The following is an 18,269-nucleotide window of genomic DNA, read 5'->3' on the forward strand; positions in this document are numbered from 1 at the left end:
GCCGCCCTTCTCGCTCAAAAGCCACTCTCGCCCGGCAGCATTCACCGCCAGGCGCGTCTCTTCGGCATGTCAGGCATCCGTGTCGTGCGACGTATCCGTCGCCGTGTCGAAATGCCCTACGTCGAAGTGCTCCGCTGGGCCCATTAAACCGATGGCGTATTCGAGCGCATCGTCGCAAGACATCGAAGCGAGCGCGCCGTGTATGTCACCCGAATGATCGGGACCGTGCGAGCTGAAATCACCCGCGAAATCACCATGGGAGAAGTCGAACTTGGCCAGCGCTTCACCCGGACTGCGATCGGTGTCGCCCGTGCCGCCGTGGTCGGCCGACTTGAGGTCACAATAGTCCCTGGCCTGGTATTCGCCGTCCTTGGCGTCCTTCCAGCCACCATCGTGCTCTGGGTAGTGGCCCTTGCCGTCGTTCGGGTAGGCGCCCATGCCGCCAAGCTTGGAATAATTGTCCTTGCCGTCGCCGTTCGAATACTCGTCGTTGCCGCTGTGATCGTCATTCCACTTTGACGGCTTGCCGTCGCCGCAGTCGTCAGGCTTGGTCGACGCGCTTTCCTCGGGTGGGACGCCGGTTCCCGCAAGCTTCATAAGCCCGAGGATGCTCGTAACACTGCTCAGGATAGACATGGCTTCGCTCCTCGCTTCAGCTCTGCGACGGTCACGAGCACCTGCGTACGCGCGCGTGCCCTGCCCGGATCACCACGCGGTCACCCCTACTGTCGCCGAAGCACGCTTATGGATGCAGCGGCGAAAAAAATAAGTTCACGTCTCATTCGAGCTGCCGGCGCATGGCCACGAGCTCTCTCCGGATCCACGCCTTGACAGTTCCGACAGGAACCCGGAGGTATTCGGAAATTTCCTCGTGTGTGCGCCCGTCGACGATCGCCAAAAGCAGGCTCGCACGGCGCTGTGGCTCAAGTTGATCGAGCATGGTTCGCAGCGTCATGCTGTCTGGGATACAGGACGCAGGGTTCGGAGTGGTCTGTTCGCGCGCGGAGAGCGCATTCAATGCATCGTCCTCGAGCGCGAGTTCGCGCCCGGCGTTCTGCCGCATCTTGAGCGCCGTGTTGCGGACGATCGCGTAGATCCAGCCCCGTGCGGATCCGCGTGCAGGATCGAAGTTTTTCGCATACCGGAGAATCTGCGCGAATGCGTCGTGGATGACGTCCTCGGACCGCGATCTGTCGTGCACGATACGGTGCGCCATCGCGCGCAACTGTTCCTTCTCCCGAGCGTAGATCTCGCCGACGGCCGACTGCGATCCGGAGGCGCACTCAAGCAGGGCTGTTTCATAATTAAGAGCCGTCTCGCGATTGATATAACTATCATGGCGCGGCGCGCTGGAGCGAGACTTCGCCTTTGTTAAAGCGACGCATTGATGGGGCATGGTCGAAGTCACCCCTCAAAAGGCAGAAAACCTGCTGCTTTCAGCCGCAGGGTCGCCGCCCGCTACATTTAATACCCTGCATTTAAAATGCATTTAAATGATCTGCTTTAAAAAAATACGAAATCGGCTGTCGGCGAACTCAAGTCAACAGCATCGACTTCGTTCCCGAAGTTTTCGAACTTTTTTCCCAACCGCCCTGCGACGTGGTCGTGAGGGTGCAGGCGGACCATGGCGAGCCGTGCTCGCTGACCAGGTGAGCCGCTATGAGCAGCGGTGAAACTCATCGAGCCGACTTTGAAAAATGGGCAGCATCAACATGGTCGCTAAGTCGCGCTTATAACTTCAGAGCACGCATCGGATCGGGCTACCGTGTAATGCCATCAAGGGTCAGTCGAAGGCCCCTCAAGAGAACTATATTCCCCTCCCTCGCTTCGGGCCTCTATCCCAACCTGCCTACAGATCAGCTGCGACGGCTCTCAGCCTTATCGTGCCAATCGGCGCGGCGACTTGCGTAGCTATCGCGACGAGTGCAGCCGTTGAAACACAAGCTAAGGCGCTTCTTGGACCACGCTCGCGCCCACGGCGTCCCAACGCGCTTTCCTTCGGAAGGCGCGATGTCGTATCTCGGCCGCACCGAACGCACCAACAGATCGGAACATCCAAGACACCACACTGAGACTCACTTTAAGGTGCCTTGCATACGACGTCGCAAAATCACGACGTAACAAGCGTCGAACACATGTCGCTCACAAAATTTGCGCGGCCGTGCATCTAGATTGGCGTCTTACACCTAGTGCTGACGTGGCAACAGTTACATCAACGTTCCGCCACTTACATTGAAAGGAGACCAACATGCTAGAGATGACCAATCTTGCGCGCCCTATCGAACTGTCTGATGAGGAGCTCGACCGCGTGGCCGCCGGCACCGGCGGCTGTGGCTGCAGTGGCGGATCACTGATCCGAACTGGCGACATCAATGTTCTCAGTGGAAACCAAGTTCAGGTTGGCCTGCTGTCCAAGCAGTACCAGTCCCAAATCTTTGTTGGGTAAAGCCAGGGTGCGTCGGCGAACCGCTTCTCCATAAGGGGAAGCGGTTCTCCGGTATCGACCCGCAGTCGTGCTGCGGAACACTACTCCGCGCAGCGCATAAATGTGAACGTGTGCACAGCAAGGTGCGTCCATGTCGACTCGGCCGGCGCTATTTCGCGAGGAAGCTGTCGACTTTGTGCGTCAGCGCCACAGCTGGGGTGAGGTCGTATTGCTGCAGCCGCTATCGAGCGCGCTCCTTGGCTGGAGCCTTGCGGCACTCGTTGTACTCGTTGTGTGTTTTCTCTCCATCGCGCAATACGCCCGCAAGGAGACCGTCTTCGGGTATCTCACCCCGACCTCGGGCACCGCTAAGATTTTCGTACCACAACAGGGCTTCATCAAAGCGATACAAGTGAAGGAGGGGCAAGAGGTTACGGAGGGTGACCCGCTCCTGACCGTAGTCACTTCCCAAATCACCGCCAGTGGCGATGACGTCAATGCCACCGTACTTGCAGTGCTGACGCAGCAACGCAATGTGGTCGAGCGACAGATCGATGCGGAAGATCGGCGAACCGCCTCGGAACGGGATCGTCTCGATTCCACGATCAAGGGAATTGAAGGAGAGATTGCCCAGCTCGAGGACCAGCGGAACATCCAAAACGAGCGGCTGAAGCTTTCCGAGAGTTTTGTATCAACCGGCGCCAAGTTAACCGCGAGCGGTGCATTACCAACGATTGAGCTTAAGCGCCGCGAGCAGGCCGCACTTGAGCAAAAGCAGAGCGTGATCTCGCTGGATCAGCAGATCACCGCGCGGCGCACCCAATTGACAGACGCTCGGCATACACTCGAGCAACTCCCAACCGTCGCCGCAGAGAGGATCCGAGGACTGCGCAATGAACTCTCCTCGATCGAACAGCGCGTGGCGGAGGTGAATGGGCGGCAGGCTTACGTTATCAGGGCGCCAACGAGTGGGCGCGTGTCCACGCTGCAGGGGACTGTTGGCCAGATCGCTGATCCAAGGCATATGCAGCTGGAAATCATTCCCCTTGATGCGCACCTGCAGGCGGAGTTGTTCTTTCCGACGCGCGCGTTTGGTTTTGTGCGCCGAGGCCAGCAGGTTAGGATCCTTTACGATGCATTTCCCTATCAGAAATTCGGCACCTACCGCGGCAGCGTGACGAAAGTCTCCCACACGATTCTGACCGGCAACGAAACGACCGGACCGATCACCCTCAAGGAACCAGCTTACCGTGTGACTGCGGCTCTCGAACGGCCCGACATCGACGCCTATGGCCGCAAGATGCCGCTTCAGCCGGACATGCTGCTAAGGGCCGACGTGATCCTTGAGCAACGGTCCCTGATGAGGTGGCTGCTCGATCCGGTGTTAAGCGCAAGGATGTAGCGCATGCAGGGACTTTTGAATTTCAGCGGACGCAGATCCCTCCCAGTCATCCGGCAGACGGAGGCGACGGAATGCGGGCTCGCATGCCTCGCCATGGTAGCGTCTTATCATGGTCATCGAACTGACTTGAACAGCCTGCGGCGCCGACATCCAGTGTCCCTAAAGGGCGTCACTCTTCGCGACCTCATGCAGATTGCAGCTCACCTCGGGCTGGCATGTCGGCCGCTGCGAATCGAGATCGGCCATCTCTGCCAATTGCGTGTTCCGGCTATCCTGCACTGGGACATGGCTCATTTCGTTGTACTCAAAGCATACAGGAGGAAAGGGATCGTGGTGCACGATCCGGCAGCTGGCGAAAAATGGTTCCCCCTCACTGAAGCGTCTAGACATCTCACCGGGATCGCGCTCGAGCTCTCGCCCACTGAAAAGTTCTGCCGCACAGACGAGAGAGTGAAATTGCCGTTCTCGGTATTCTGGAGCGGAATGAATGGAAGCGCTTTCGCCCTCGCCCAAATATTAGTTCTGTCGGTGGTCATCGAAATTCTTCTCCTTGCCGCCCCTTTCTATATGCAGCTCACCGTTGACGAGGTCATCGCCAGAGGGGATGTCGATCTGCTGGTCGTACTCGGACTAGGATTCGCGTTCCTTCTCCTGATACGGGTCGCGTCGACCGCAACCCGCTCGTTCACTATTCTTGTTCTTCAGAACACGTTGAGCTTTCAAATCGGCGCGCGGCTATTTCATCATTTGGTGCGCTTGCCACTCTCATTCTTCGAAAAGCGGCATATCGGCGATATCCTGTCTCGCTTCAACTCGATCGAACCCATCCGCAACGTGCTCGCGGAGGGATTGATCACGGGGCTGATCGACGGTCTCATGTCGGTGTTGATGCTGGTATTGATGTTCACCTACAGCGTCCAGCTCGGACTTGTCGTCCTGCTGGCGTTCGTGTTGTATGCCGCCCTGCGGCTCGCTCTCTTCGGCATGTTCCGACAACGGAGCGAAGCCGCCATTCACAGCAAGGCAGACGAGGACTCCACTTTCATCGAAACCGTGCGAGCGGTGCAAAGCCTAAAGTTGCTCAACCGAGAGAACGAACGGGAGGGCCAGTGGCTGAACCGCTATGCTGCATATATCAATGCCAACGTGCGGCTAGGTCGGGCGAGGATCAGCTTCAAAGCAATGAACGACACGATATTTGGCTTGGAGAACGTAATCACGATCTACCTCGCCGCTCGTCTCGCACTAGACAACCTCATCACGGTTGGCATGATATTCGCGTTCGTCAGCTACAAGCTGCAGTTCGCTGAGCGGACAGCGCTGCTGATCGAGAAGCTGATGGATGTCCGCATTCTCGGTCTGCACCTGGAGCGTCTCGCCGACATCGCGCTCACCCCGCTCGAGCGGGGGCACGACCTGGACCTGTCGTATATCCGACAGATTCGAGGCGCGATCGAACTGCGCAACGTGTGCTTCCGGTATGCGGAAGGAGATTCTCTGATTCTTAACAACGTCAATCTGTGCGTTGCTCCCGGACAATTCGTGACGATCATGGGACCCTCGGGCTGCGGCAAGTCAACTCTTGTCAAGATTATGCTTGGGCTGCTCGAGCCGACGAGCGGAGAGGTTCTGATCGACGGCCTTCCGCTGAGCCAGATCGGACTGCGCGCTTATCGCGAGCAAATTGGCGCGGTGATGCAGGAGGATCAATTGCTGTCGGGATCGATTGCCGACAATATCTGCTTTTTTGATACAACATTCGACCTGCAAGGGATGATCGATTGCGCGCGCATTGCCGGCATCCACGACGATATCATGGCAATGCCGATGAGCTACAACAGCCTCATCGGCGACATGGGAAGCTCGTTATCTAGCGGGCAGAAGCAGCGAGTCTTGCTTGCGCGCGTGCTCTATCGCCGACCAAAGATCCTGTTTCTAGACGAGGGCACGGCACATCTCGACACCGAGAAGGAAAGAGAAATCAATGCGAATCTCCGGCACCTCAATATGACGCGCGTGAGCGTAGCGCACCGACCCGAAATCACCCAGGGAGCAGATATGATCGTCCATCTTGGCGCGGCGGCGGAGCCATTTCGGGTCGGAATGACAAGCGGCAGACCAGCAGCGGCGCCTGAGCGAGATGTCGGGGTCACCGAGTTTGCCGCCGAAGGTGCGAAATCGACCGAAACCGCGCACCCCCACGATGCCTGCCCGGGGGATGCCACGGGCGATTGCGCGAAGCGCGATCCTGGCTCGAGGGACGCCAACGACGACTGCCATCCACACAAGGACTACGGCCAGCCGTCGAAAGACGACTGCAACTTCAAGCCGTCCGACGATTGCGGCAAAGCCGATAACCCGGGTGAAGCGCTGGCCAAGATCGACTTCTCACGATGCTGATGTCGGTTCGCGCCGTCCGGATCTCGGGTGACGGCGCTTCGATGTCGTCCGACGACGGGCTCGGATGTGGCATCGGCCGGCCAAACGCGAGACTGATCCGCCTGAGGGTCAGATTCCGGGAGGGCAATCGAGAGACGGGCCGTGGCCACAGAAGATGAGGCTCGCGCGCACCAAGTCGGAGCCCGTCAGGCGCGGGCTCGCCATTGAAGATCACCAGCACAGTCCGTTTATTGAGTTGGGCTGCGAAAGGCGCTCCGTCGCAGCTTCAGCATGCGGCTGCGCATGGCCAAATTTGCGCGACGGTGCGTCCCGATTGTCGGCTTCCGACTAGAAACAACATGGCAACCGCTACAGCAGGTTCGTTCGCCGGGTGGCCGAAAGCAGGCATGCCCACCGCGTACATCGGCGAAGAAGCGAGCGATGCCTGGGCTTCTCCGATTGGAGGGTAAACCGATGGACGTGCATGACGAGACAACCGATGATCTAATCGGCGAAGGGACTATCATCATCGATGGGCGCAACGAGAGTGTCTCTTACTGGCTCACCGTTTCTCCTGAGGGTGATCCCCTACTTGCTGAGGGCTCAATCTCGGGCTCGGAACGACTCATAAGAAGCGTTACTAATGCAAGAAATGTCAAGCTTGCTCTGGGCGACGGGCCGGTTGTCACCCTCGAATGCGAAGGCGGCTCAGGCGAAGCGCAGTGGGTCAAGGCTCTGACCGGCTGAGAATCACAAGACTAGTATTTGGCTCTCCATAACAGGGCGGTCCGGCGAGTCCTATGATAGACCGTCCTAAGACCGAGGCCGAAGCATCCCGTTCGAGACACGCGTTCCAGTGCAATGATTAACCGAACGCAGCTCCAGGATATGTCCATTGACCAGTTGTGGGAGCTGCACCAGGACGTCGATTCAGTGCTGGCGGCGAGGATAGCCGCCAAGAAGGAACTCCTCGAAAGTAGGCTCGAGCAACTTCGCGATCAAGGGCAGCAACCAGGAAAGGGCTCGCGCGATTCCTCTGAAAGCTAAAGTGGAGGCGCCTTCAAGGCGGCCAGCGTGCCGACGTCATCAGCGCCCATCAGGCGCGAGTAGCCCACGACATCGGCTGCGAGGATGGCAGCAGCAGGCTCCGACATGTAGAAGCGAGAACAATCAGCAGACGGCGGCGTGCCAAGGTGGGCAGCAGAGCACGAGCTGTTGGAAAGGCGCGGCGTGCACACTTCGGAGGCGCGGCTCTATTGGGCGCCACGAACCAGGCGCGTCGCAAATGCCTGCGCGACTCAATCTGAGTAGGACATTGCTATGGTTAGTGGCGAGACATCCCCCACCGCGCCGAGATTCACAAGCAAACCCATCCTGTCGCGATCATGGTGCATCCAATAGCCGGGCTCTCCGCGTCTCGCGGGGGCCAGGCCGACCAAGCGGGCAAAATCGCAGTCGGGGCCGGATGCGATGTGTTTGAGCGTGATCGTGACCGGCGACGTGCTCGGAACGGGGAGCGAAATTGCCGGATAGGCGGCCAACATGGCAGCGGCTGCGATCGATGCCGTGATGACCCACCGCAGCTTAGTGGTACAATCATGGCGCGCCGATACCGCACGGAAACGACGCTGCAAATTGCGCAGTCGCTGTTCGGGACCGGGACGAACCGGCTTGGGATTGGGAAGGTGGGGCATGACATCATCAAACTAACATCACCGAAGTCTTCCTATCACGAACTAGGATCGCAGCCGACCTGCTCCGTCACGCCCGGCTCAGTGAGGGCGAATGAGCGCTACGGGGCTGATCCTAAGCGACCGCAGCTCGGCCAGTCTCCTGCACAAGCTCGAGCGCGGCGTCAGCATTGCGGCTAGAAGAACATGATTGGGCCTGATCCGGAAAGTTTCGCGGCTTGGCTTCATCCGACATCTAGCCTAGCATTGGCTAGGTTAAGGCGAAACCGCATCGGCCAGCGACCTTCATAGCGACGGGGCTTATCGCGGCCGCGATGTCGCTTGGCCCATCGACTTGCTTTGGATGAGCCGCAGGCACTTGCGATGCGCCTTCAAAACCTCAGCTTTGATGATTGGCTGGAGCACGCGTTTCGACGCGAGGTTCGCTTTCAGCAAGCACCTTGGCACTTCGATCCCGAGCATGATTGGTGGGATCCGCCGGCGGTAGAAGCCGTGTCTTATCTCACCCGACTGTTTGAAGACCCGGAGCCAGCGTTGCAGGGATTTGCCGACAGCCAAATCGCGCAGGGCCTAACTTACCTTGTGAATACCAATGCCGGCGGCGATAGCGGATGGCTTTGTTCAACTGATGTTCCGGTCGAGGACCGTGTTCGCTGCGTCACCTCTGTCGCGGCGCTGTTCGCGAAATTGTTCGAGCCTCGTTGCGACCCTAGCCTGTCCCACCTGAGCGAAGCCGCCAGCAAAGCCCTAAACGGTGTTTGCTACATGTGGTGGGATGCGTTTCCGAGCCTGGCTCTTCCCGACGACCCCGCCCTGCCAACGCTCCACGATTGCGCGCTGCAAACCATGGACCGTATCCTTCAGTTTGAATCGATCGCCTGTCAGGAAAGTGCTCTACACGGCCTTGGACACTGGCACCGCGACTACAGCGACAAAGTCACTCAAATCATAGACCGCTTCTGCGAGGCGCATGCCGGAATCGACCCGCGCCTTTCGGCCTATGCCCAATCGGCTCGGTGCGGATGCGTTCTGTGACCGCGGGCCATGTTGCGTCCCGCCCGGCATTGAGTGCATTATCGCGACCTCGGACAGAGACGCCGCACAGCCCAAAACTAGGCCTGCCTACTCATAATCGGATTGCCGGCTGATATCCGCTAAAGCTCCAGCGGCAGCCGAAGTGTCGGCAGTCGCAAACGGACCGGTTTCGGACCTCCAAAGGCAGTTTTTTGGAGCGCTACGGCCGACCGCCCCAAGGAAACCTTTTGATGGTCGCAGGGCGTCGATAGTTGGAATGCTCCGGTAGGCTTGAATGTTTGAGCGCCAAGGATGCGGCATGGCCAGCAAGCTCTGAGCTCTCAACAGGGAGCACACACACATATCTTCGATGTCGATCGCGAGCTTTTGCAACGCGCAGCTGAAGCAGCGCCCACCCTCCCTATCAGGTCAATCTACCGGGCGTTAGGTGGAATCGCCCTATGTTTTCTTTCTCTGTCGACCAGTCGCGAGCAGTACGAGGAAGAAGCATTGGCGTCAGGTGAGCTACCGTGTGAATTCAGCAATTAAACTGTGATCTGGTTTGCGTTCAGATAGGCACAGCGGCCGAGCTATTGATATTTTAGGGATAGTTGCGCTCCCGGCAAGGACTCGAGCCTGCAACCGGCGGAGTAGAAACGTTGTGGACGCTGAGCTAATCAATGGCTTAGCTCCTTGGTGTTGCGCTGGCGTTGCGCTCACGTGCGAGTGAAGATCACGCGATCGGATTCCAAGCGAAAATCGCAGTCGTGCTCGGCGTAACCCGTGAATTCGGAAAGAGCAAGTATGCCTGCGCTGTCCCATTCATCGAAGACAACATCGCTGGTTGAGTAGAGTTGGGCCGCCTCGCTCTTGCTAATCCATCCGCTCGCGCCGACGGGTAAGCTTTTAAGAGCCGCAGATAATGCACCTTCGGAGCTGGCATCGAGATGCAACGGCCAGGAGGGGGCGATTACCTTGTTTTGCCGAAACAGAGACTTAAACAAATCCAACATCAAATTTGCTCCCGAGCAATCGGGCCTGAAGTGCTTCGGCGGCGCATTGATCCGCGTCAGCGTCTGAAAAATGTGCCCGTAGACGTCAAATGTAACCTTGATCGAGCTATGCCCCCATCAGGCGCTGGATCTGCTTCGGGTTGTGGCCGTTTTCGATCCAGAGGGAAGCACAGGCATGGCGCAACGAGCGCATGCCGTACCATCCTGCCACAACCGTCTGCGGTGCACCAGCGTGGTCCAGCACTGGCGTGGCGGCCTCATCCAGCACGGGCGAAGTTCAGGAATGCCGGCGGCGATCAAAATGGCTCCAGGCCGCGCTCTAGCAGATGAGAATGGCTTTCGACCTTGCCGAAGCCGTTGGGAAAGGCCAGGTCCAAGAGAGGACCGACTTCGTGACTTTCAGTGCGCCAAAGTCACCACCCGACCGGACTGCCACACGGACGGAACTCACACCCTCTGCCCCCCACGTGGCTGGGTACTCCTGAGAGGATCGTCGGTGATCCGGCGCGCGCGGCATTGACGCCTTTGACTGAACGGCTGCTGTCCTCTCTGTTGGTTCACCGTAGAGCTACGGACTATCATCTTTAGTCGGCATGTCATCAGACTTGGGGCTGAAGTTGCCAGGGACGATCCGAACTGGCCCGTCAGTCAATGAGACGCTCTCCGGAAATGAACAAAGGCGCCATCGGATCTCTCATCCATGGAGTGTCCCAACATGCGCAAACCGTTGCAGCGCGGACCCAGACCGATGCCGCTCGAAGAGCTTGCGGTAAACTTGCTGTTCAAAGCTCTGGGTGAGCATCGGTACAATCGATCTCCGCAGGAGTATGCGGATCTGATCTCGCTCATTCCTCCGCTCAAGAAAGCCATTTACCTGGTGAATCAAGGCCTCCAAGAGATCATCGAAAGCGGCCAGCAGCACGAAATTTGCTACTTTCAGCCCGGCGATTTGGCACCGCGCTATATACCGTTTCCCAGCAAGATCTCGATTGATACACTTCGGAAAGGCCTGATTACTGCCGGCCTCCGAGAGCCCAAATGGCAGAAAGCTCGCAGCTAACATTTTTCAATACCACGATGGCTCTTGCGCGTACGGCCCCTCAGCTGCCCTGAGCAAGCCAATCATGACCGGTCACGCGGCCACAGCACCGTCCGCGAAACGAAGGCTATGCGCTGCCCATCGTACAAGCGGATCACGCCGCGACCCCCAACAGCATTGCCGCGCGTCCTAACCGGCTGATCACTATACACTTTTTTGATCATTTACCCAACGCACCTGCTGTGGCGCATATGAGTTGCTCCTTCAACAACAGGAGCAGCAACATGACGCTGGGTCGAACAAAGGCCGTCTCCAAACCACGGCCTGACAGACGTACCGCGCTTTCCAACTCCAGTAAACGAACTAACCACCTCGAACGTCCCATTGGAGGAGATTTGAAAGCTCCCGACACTCGCTTGTCGCCAGCTGTTCTACGCGACCTGATGCTTCTGCCGCTCGGGGATCTCAAGCGAGCTACCAAGAACGCGCGAACCCACGCCAAGAAGCAAATCAAGCAAGTCGCCAATTCAATCCTGCGATTCGGATTTACCTACCCGATCCTAGCGGACGCAAATCGGCGGATCATCTGCGGCCATGCCCGCTGGGAGGCGGCCAAGCAGCTTGGCCTGAAGGAGGTCCCCGTCTTGGTGATGCGCGGCCTGAGCGACGCAGAAAAGCGCGCACTGGCTCTCGCCGACAACAAGATACCAGCGAACGCAGGCTGGGATCGCAAGCTGCTCGCCGAAGAACTGGGTGAGCTCGCGTCCTTGCTGCCGGAATGCAATCTCAGCCTCGACATCACAGGGTTTGCGCCGGCCGAAATTGACGGGTTGATGCTCGATTTCGGCAACTCGGAGCATGATTCAGCTGACGCGTCCTGCACCATCGGCGAGCAGCCCATCAGCCGCTGGGGCGAGCTATGGCAGCTTGGTGCGCATCGCGTGCTGTGTGGCGATGCCTGCGATCCGAACGATTGGGCGAGATTGATGGGATCCGATCGGGCCAGCATGCTGATCGCCGACTGTCCTTACAATGTGCAAATTTCCAAGACGCTCGGCCGCGGCAAGATCAAGCATCGCGAATTTGCGGTGGGGTCCGGGGAAATGTCGCCGGCCGAGTTTACCGATTTTCTCAGCAGCTGGACGCGACTGGCCGTCAAATTCTCGCATGACGGGTCAATGCACTACATCTTCATCGACTGGCGTCACCTTGGCGAAATGCATGCCGCGGCCTGCGCCGTCTACGGTCCGCTGCAGAATCTGCTGGTCTGGAACAAAACCAATGCCGGCCAAGGCAGCTTCTACCGCTCCCAGCACGAGCTGATCTTCCTCTACAAGAACGGCGATGCGCCGCACCTCAACAACGTCGAGCTGGGCCGCCACGGCCGCAACCGCTCGAACGTGTGGACCTATGCAGGCGTCAACACTTTCCGCAAAGATCGACTCGATGATCTCACGGTGCATCCCACTGTCAAGCCGGTGGCGATGATCGCGGATGCGATCAAGGACTGCACCCGGCGCGGCGATCTCGTGCTCGACCCCTTTCTGGGCTCTGGCACCACCCTGTTGGCGGCCGAGCGCGTTGGTCGCCGCGCTTGTGGCCTGGAAATCGATCCGCTCTACGTCGATGCTGCCATCCACCGCTGGCAGGACGTCACCAAGCGCGATGCCATCCTGGTCGCGACCGGCCAGACCTTCGACGAGGTCGCGGCCGAGCGAGCGACCACGTCAGCGGAGCGCAGCACATGAGTCGCCGCAAGCAAACCGGACCGGGCGGGGGGCGCGGAAAACGAACCGACGTCGGTTACGGCCGCCCGCCGCCCGAGCACCAATTCAAGCCAGGTCAATCCGGCAACAAGCACGGTCGGCCGAAAGGCTCGAAGAACGAGGCCACCATCATCAACGATATTCTCGGCCGAAAGATTTCCATCCGTGACAACGGCAAGGCGCGGAAGATCACCGTGCTCGAGGGCATCCTGACCAAAGCTGCCGACGATGCGCTGAAGGGCAAGGACAAAGCGGCCGCCTTCCTTCTCAACCGCAAGCAGCAGGTCGAGTCCAGCGAACAACCTGCAGCGCCGCAGCTCGACATCGACGATCGCAAGGTCTTGGATTTTTATAACGCACAGCTCTACGAGGAATTCAAAAAGCAAGGAGATCCCAAATGACTGCCCACGACTTCGCATTGTTAAGCGCCATCTTGCGCACTGACTTCGTCAGCTTCGTCTACCGCTGCTTTCTTCATCTCAATCCAGGCGCGCAATTCCTACCCAATTGGCACATCCAGGCGATTGCCTATCAGCTCGAGCGCGTACGCCGCGGCGAGCTGACGCGTTTAATTATCAACATGCCACCACGCTACCTCAAATCGATTACGGTATCGGTGGCATTCTCGGCGTTCTTGCTCGGGCACGCGCCAGGCCGCCGCATCATTTCCCTCAGCTATGGCGATGACCTCTCGGCCAAACATGCCAGCGACTTCCGGTCCATCGTGCATGCCGAATGGTATCGGCGCGCGTTTCCCGACATGCGCATCGCGCGCAGCACCGAATCCGAGCTGATCACGACCCGGCGCGGTTCGCGCCGGACGACATCGGTGTCGGGGACGCTGACGGGACTAGGTGGTGACCTGATCCTGATTGATGATCCGCAAAAGCCGGCCGATGCGCAATCGGAGGCGCGCCGAATTGCCGTGAATCAGTGGGTGACCAATACGCTGATGTCGCGGCTCGACAACAAGCGGACCAGCTCCGTGATCTTGGTGATGCAGCGCGTTCATCTCGACGATCTGTCTGGGTTTCTGGCCAGTTCATCCGATGAGTGGGAGGTGCTGAGCCTGCCCGCGATCGCCGAGACCGACGCAGCGATCCCGATCGGGCCCAACCAATTCCACTTCAGGAAGGCCGGCGAGGCGCTGCATCCGGCCCATGAATCGATTGAAATGTTGCGTAAGCTGCAGCAGACGCTCGGGCCCGATGTGTTCGCTGCGCAGTACCAGCAGGCGCCGGTGCCGGCCGGCGGCGCCATGATCAAGCGCGCTTGGCTGCGGTATTACGACGAGCCCCCATCACAAGACGGGCTGGGCTGCCGCATCATCCAGAGCTGGGATACCGCTGCGAAAAATGGCGCCCAAAATGACTGGTCGGTGTGTACGACCTGGCTGGTCGTGGATGGGACCTATTACCTGCTGGACCTTGTCCGCGGTCGGTTCGAGTATCCGGCGCTGCGCGACACCGCGATCGAGCTCGCCAGGCGCTTCAAGCCGCACGAAATCTTGATCGAGGAGGCCTCCACTGGAATTGCCCTGGCCCAGGAGCTCGGCGAGCGAACGGATTGCTTCGTCAACCCGATCAAGGTCGAGCACGACAAGATCGGTCGCCTTTATGTGCAGCAGGCCAAGTTTGCCGCCGGACGGGTGTGGTTTCCCAGGAACGCGCCATTCCTACCCGAGCTCGAAATGGAGCTATTGACCTTCCCGCAAGGCCGTCACGACGATCAGGTCGACAGCATCAGCCAGGCGCTGGCTTACGATGACACTAATGGCTACGACCACACATTCAGTTGGCTCTGATGGTCGCCGCTGGGCGAGCCTCTCAATCACCCAATCGCGCAGCGCAGCCCGCGCCGCATGACAGTCGAACCTAACTCGCGACCGGTCCAGACGCAAATGTCCGGGCGGCCGTCGGGGGCGCATAGCGCCCCCTTCGGCGAATGACAAGAAGCAAACTGCTCGGTGACGTCCATCCGACGGATGCTGGCATCCAAGGTCTTTTGGCTGGCGGCGGACTTGACCTCGACTGCTCCCCGCTCGTTGAGCACCGCATGCTCCCAGCTCGAGGTCAACCAGCTTCTTGGTGCCACCGAGCACGGAGACTCGATTCCAGCCACTGCGCGCAAAGATGAAGTCAACAAGGGTCACAGCCATCGGGGCGGTGCGGCCAATTTCCAGAACGAAGCCAACTGATCTTGCCCTACTCGCGTGCCAAACCTAGCAAGCGAAGCGTCCGCTTCTGCTGCACCAAAGCAGCCCGGTCGTAGCGCTCCAGCCCTTGAAGCCCTTTTAGATCTGCCGGCAACGGACCGGTCAGAAGCGCGGCCAACATCGCCTGCCGCAAGCTGCGGATTTGCAGCAGCGCGAGCTTGGAGCGCGCAAGCGCCATCGCCGCATCGGGCGTGCCCTGACGCCCGAGCCCGGAACCAATCGCGACGGCAAGATTCGCCGCCTCGGCAGGATCGCTGATATCGCTGCGCGCCAGCCCGTGACGCAGCGCGTTGAGGCTGGACCTCGTCTTGCCAGCCGCCGTGTTCGGCCCCGTGCTGCGCTTGGCGTTGCTGCGATTGGCTTCGATTTGTCGAACTGACGCCATGTCCAAGCGCCTCCGTCTGGGGCGGGTTGCGGCCTTCGAACGCTCGCTCCAACCTCCTGAAACCTCAAGGCTTTTGACGCCAAACGAGCCGCAAAATTACTGCAGAAAGGACTGGCATTCCCGCGCGAAAGGAGCGTTAATCACCGGACCGGCCTTTCGGCCCTTGGCCCCGGTCTTTCCCCTCGCAGCGGCGGGGGTTTTGGCGGTGCGGCGGCAAGCCGCGTCAACCCAGGAGAGACCGGTGACTACGATTGCAACCGACGGCGCCGCGGCGCCCCGCTCCGTTACCACCTTGAACCGCCACGACCGCCGCGCCTTCATTGGCGGCTCGGATGCGCGCATCATCATGGGTGATGACCAGGAGAGTCTCACGCGCCTGTGGCGCGAAAAGCGCGGCGAGATCGCGCCGCAAGATTTGTCCCGCAACCTGGTCGTGCAGCTCGGCGTTGCCACCGAGGCGCTCAACCGCGCCTGGTACCAGGCCGCCACCGGGCACGCGATCACCGACATCCAGAAGCGGGTGCGGCATTCCGTCCATTCCTGGATGGCGGCCACGCTGGACGGCATCGTCGAGCAGACCGGCGCGGTGTTCGAGGCCAAGTTCATGCTGCCCTGGGGCTTTACCGAAGAGGCCGCAGCGGAGAAGCACATGGCGCAGCTGCAGCACAACATGTGGGTGGTCGCGGCCCGCGCGGCCGTGCTCTCGATCATTACCGGTGGCGGCAAATGGATCGAAATCACCGTGCATGCCGACCCGCTCTACCAGCACCTGCTGCTGACTGCGGAGAAGAAGTTTTGGCGATGCGTGCAGAGCGGTGAGCCGCCGCTGCTGTTCGGGATCGAGACCCCACGGCCGCGGCTTGCCGCCGTCAAGGTCGTCGACATGACCGCGTCCAATGTCTGGGCCGAATGTGCGGCGATCTATCTGCGCACCCGCGACGCCCATGCCGAGCACGAACTGGCCAAGGCCGAGCTCAAGAAGCTGCTGCCGGAGGATGCCAAGGAGGCGTTTGGCCACGGCGTGCGCGCCAAGCGCTCCAAAGCCGGCGCGATCAGTTTTGATCCGGTTGAGATGGAGCGCGTCCATGCACCAGGCCAGTGAGCATATCGGCGCGATCGCGGCGGCGCTGGCCCGCGCGCAAGCCGAACTGACCAACCCGGAAAAGACCCTGACCGCTCAGATCCGCTCGCCGTTCCTGCGCGATGACGACCGCACCTTTCGCTACGCCTCGCTGGCGAGCGGCCTCGATATCGTGCGCAAGACCTTGAGCCAGCAGGAGATCGCCACCATCCAGACCACCCGGGTCGAAGAAACCACCGGCCACATCCACCTTACCACCCTGCTCGCCCATTCCTCCGGCGAGTGGATCTCCTCGGACTGGCCGGTCTGCGCCGCACGGGACATCGAGGCGCCGCATCGCATGGGGGCGGCGCTGACCTACGCCCGACGCTACGCCCTGTTCGCGCTGGTCGGGATTGCCGGTGAGGATGATCTCGACGCCCCGGATACGGTCGCCGGTCCCCCCGCAGCGCCCAACCTCAAGGCCGCGCTCGGCAAGGGCGCGCTCAACCATGCGCCGGTGCTGCGGCCGGGCGAGTCCGCCGCACTCCGGGAGCAGCTGTTGCGTCAGCTCGAAGCGCTGCCCGCCAGCACCGATCTGCTCGGCTGGGCCATGGCGAGCCTCCCGCTCAAGAACAGCCTGCAGGAGTCGGATGCCCGGCGCGTCGAGGCCGCCTATCAGGCCAAGCTTGAGGACGCCGCGCGTCCCGCCGAAAGCCAGACCGACCAGCCGGCCGTCCTGGATGGCGCCGCAAGCCTGCCCGCGGCGGCGGCTGCGGACGCGCTGCAGCCCACGCCACCCGAGGCCGGGCTCGCTCATCCCAAGGAGCCGCCCCGCAAGCGCAGCAAGGCGCACCTGCTGTTTGTCCGGGAGCAGCCCTGCCTGGTGTGCCGGCAAATGCCGTGCGATGCCCATCATCTGACATTCGCCCAGCCGCGGGCGCTCGGGCGCAAGGTCAGCGATGAGTTCACGGTGCCGCTGTGCCGCGCCCATCACGAGGAGCTGCATCGGCACGGCAACGAGCGGGCGTGGTGGGCGAATCTGCAGATCGCCCCATTGCCGCTCGCGCAGCAGCTGTGGGCGGCGAGCCCGGTCCATGGTCGGACCGACAGCGCGGTCGGCATCACAGCCGTCCTCGCCAACCTGGGCGCGGAGGCCGCACCCCGATGAACGGCCCCTTCCAAACCGCGCGCGAGCTGACCGCCACTGCGCTCCCGGCGGAGTTTTCCGCCTTGGCGCCGCCGCCCCTGCTGCTGCCCGGCGAACATCTCGAGCATTACCACGCGCTGCGACAGGCTATCTTCGCCGACCTTGCGCCCCGGTCCGCCATCGAATGGCTGCTCGCCATCGATGTGGCCGAACTGTCCTGGGAGATCCAGCGCTACCGCATGCTGCGGCACAAATTGCTCGAGATCTATCGCCAACAGGCGATTGAGGCGGCGCTGCGGCGCATCGACATGGTCGGGATCGATCCCGACTTCGCACCCCAGGCCGAGTACTACACCCAGCAAAATGCCCTGAGCTGGCGGACTGACCCGATCGCTGCGACCGAGATCGAGGCGCGGCTTGCCGCCTATGGCTTCGATCAAGACGCCGTCACCACCGAAGTCTACGTCCAGGCGCGCGAGGTCCTGGTGCTGTTCGAAGGCTTGCTCAACGCCGCACAAACCAAGCGCACGCTGCTGCTGCGCGAGATCAGGCATCAGCGCTTCGTCAGCGCACCGATGCGCCGGCCACGCTGAAAGATCAGATCGATATTCCCGACCGCGCAGTCTCGCATCTCGCTTGCGCTCACAGATGTGTTCGCTTGATCAGAGTTCCAAAAGCGAAATGCGAAGCAACATCGGAGTAGCGGCATGTACCCGGAAGCTTCGGGGTC

The 18,269-nt window shown here is 60.4% G+C and carries 17 protein-coding genes; 12 read left to right on the forward strand and 5 right to left on the reverse strand.

The features are described 5' to 3' along the window. Window positions 1-69: 69 nt before the first annotated feature. Both ABIA40_RS24075 and ABIA40_RS24080 read right to left on the reverse strand, forming a co-directional pair. Complete coding sequence (locus ABIA40_RS24075) at window positions 70-636, reverse strand: hypothetical protein (protein ID WP_404543500.1); 567 nt, start codon at window positions 634-636, stop codon at window positions 70-72. Window positions 637-778: 142 nt separating this feature from the next. Then, a complete protein-coding gene (locus ABIA40_RS24080; RefSeq protein WP_404543502.1) occupies window positions 779-1,396 on the reverse strand; it encodes a sigma-70 family RNA polymerase sigma factor in 618 nt (205 codons plus the stop codon). 852 nt (window positions 1,397-2,248) lie between these two features. Here ABIA40_RS24080 and ABIA40_RS24085 point away from each other — a divergent pair. The 4 genes from ABIA40_RS24085 (at window position 2,249) to ABIA40_RS24100 (ending at window position 6,953) form a co-directional block, all read left to right on the forward strand. Next, a complete protein-coding gene (locus ABIA40_RS24085) occupies window positions 2,249-2,446 on the forward strand; it encodes a hypothetical protein (RefSeq protein WP_404543504.1) in 198 nt (65 codons plus the stop codon). Window positions 2,447-2,576: 130 nt separating this feature from the next. Further along, entirely contained in the window at window positions 2,577-3,827 is a 1,251-nt protein-coding gene (locus tag ABIA40_RS24090; protein ID WP_404543506.1) for an HlyD family efflux transporter periplasmic adaptor subunit, read from the forward strand. A gap of 3 nt (window positions 3,828-3,830) precedes the next feature. Then, window positions 3,831-6,227, forward strand: a complete 2,397-nt coding sequence (locus ABIA40_RS24095) for a peptidase domain-containing ABC transporter (protein WP_404543507.1) — start codon at window positions 3,831-3,833, stop codon at window positions 6,225-6,227. A 453-nt stretch (window positions 6,228-6,680) separates the two neighbouring features. Further along, the gene (locus ABIA40_RS24100; RefSeq protein ID WP_404543509.1) at window positions 6,681-6,953 is read left to right on the forward strand and encodes a hypothetical protein; all 273 of its coding nucleotides are present in this window, start codon (window positions 6,681-6,683) and stop codon (window positions 6,951-6,953) included. 551 nt (window positions 6,954-7,504) lie between these two features. On the opposite strand, the gene ABIA40_RS24105 is transcribed toward ABIA40_RS24100, so the two are convergent. After that, entirely contained in the window at window positions 7,505-7,900 is a 396-nt protein-coding gene (locus tag ABIA40_RS24105; RefSeq protein WP_404543510.1) for a hypothetical protein, read from the reverse strand. 318 nt (window positions 7,901-8,218) lie between these two features. Here ABIA40_RS24105 and ABIA40_RS24110 point away from each other — a divergent pair, with 318 nt between their 5' ends. Further along, a complete protein-coding gene (locus ABIA40_RS24110) occupies window positions 8,219-8,932 on the forward strand; it encodes a hypothetical protein (RefSeq protein ID WP_404543512.1) in 714 nt (237 codons plus the stop codon). A 695-nt stretch (window positions 8,933-9,627) separates the two neighbouring features. Here the strand turns inward: ABIA40_RS24110 and ABIA40_RS24115 are convergent. Continuing rightward, window positions 9,628-9,924, reverse strand: a complete 297-nt coding sequence (locus ABIA40_RS24115) for a hypothetical protein (RefSeq protein ID WP_404543513.1) — start codon at window positions 9,922-9,924, stop codon at window positions 9,628-9,630. A gap of 715 nt (window positions 9,925-10,639) precedes the next feature. On the opposite strand from ABIA40_RS24115, the gene ABIA40_RS24120 reads away from it, so the two are divergent. The 4 genes from ABIA40_RS24120 to terL all read left to right on the forward strand — a co-directional run bounded on the left by ABIA40_RS24120 (window position 10,640) and on the right by terL (window position 14,533). Next, window positions 10,640-10,984 (forward strand): hypothetical protein, encoded by a 345-nt coding sequence (locus ABIA40_RS24120; RefSeq protein WP_404543515.1) that lies wholly within the window; start codon window positions 10,640-10,642, stop codon window positions 10,982-10,984. 263 nt (window positions 10,985-11,247) lie between these two features. Further along, on the forward strand, window positions 11,248-12,711 hold the full coding sequence (locus tag ABIA40_RS24125; protein ID WP_404543516.1) for a site-specific DNA-methyltransferase: 1,464 nt from the start codon (window positions 11,248-11,250) through the stop codon (window positions 12,709-12,711). After that, entirely contained in the window at window positions 12,708-13,130 is a 423-nt protein-coding gene (locus tag ABIA40_RS24130; protein ID WP_404543518.1) for a DUF5681 domain-containing protein, read from the forward strand. The genes ABIA40_RS24125 and ABIA40_RS24130 overlap by 4 nt, the downstream gene beginning before the upstream one ends. After that, window positions 13,127-14,533: a phage terminase large subunit gene (gene terL / locus ABIA40_RS24135; protein WP_404543520.1), complete on the forward strand. Its 1,407-nt coding sequence runs from the start codon at window positions 13,127-13,129 to the stop codon at window positions 14,531-14,533. Before ABIA40_RS24130 ends, terL begins: the two co-directional genes overlap by 4 nt. A gap of 400 nt (window positions 14,534-14,933) precedes the next feature. Here the strand turns inward: terL and ABIA40_RS24140 are convergent, their stop codons facing one another. Beyond that, the gene (locus ABIA40_RS24140) at window positions 14,934-15,329 is read right to left on the reverse strand and encodes a hypothetical protein (protein WP_404546339.1); all 396 of its coding nucleotides are present in this window, start codon (window positions 15,327-15,329) and stop codon (window positions 14,934-14,936) included. A 250-nt stretch (window positions 15,330-15,579) separates the two neighbouring features. Here ABIA40_RS24140 and ABIA40_RS24145 point away from each other — a divergent pair, with 250 nt between their 5' ends. Genes ABIA40_RS24145 through ABIA40_RS24155 form a run of 3 tightly spaced genes read left to right on the forward strand, consistent with a single transcriptional unit; the run spans window position 15,580 to window position 18,132 of the window. Continuing rightward, window positions 15,580-16,431: a YqaJ viral recombinase family protein gene (locus ABIA40_RS24145; protein ID WP_404546341.1), complete on the forward strand. Its 852-nt coding sequence runs from the start codon at window positions 15,580-15,582 to the stop codon at window positions 16,429-16,431. Then, window positions 16,415-17,560, forward strand: a complete 1,146-nt coding sequence (locus tag ABIA40_RS24150) for an ERF family protein (RefSeq protein WP_404543521.1) — start codon at window positions 16,415-16,417, stop codon at window positions 17,558-17,560. Before ABIA40_RS24145 ends, ABIA40_RS24150 begins: the two co-directional genes overlap by 17 nt. Then, entirely contained in the window at window positions 17,557-18,132 is a 576-nt protein-coding gene (locus ABIA40_RS24155; RefSeq protein WP_404543523.1) for a hypothetical protein, read from the forward strand. Before ABIA40_RS24150 ends, ABIA40_RS24155 begins: the two co-directional genes overlap by 4 nt. Window positions 18,133-18,269 lie beyond the last annotated feature (137 nt).

It is taken from the genome of Bradyrhizobium sp. USDA 223 (assembly GCF_044909005.1).
GTDB classification, from domain to species: domain Bacteria; phylum Pseudomonadota; class Alphaproteobacteria; order Rhizobiales; family Xanthobacteraceae; genus Bradyrhizobium; species Bradyrhizobium yuanmingense.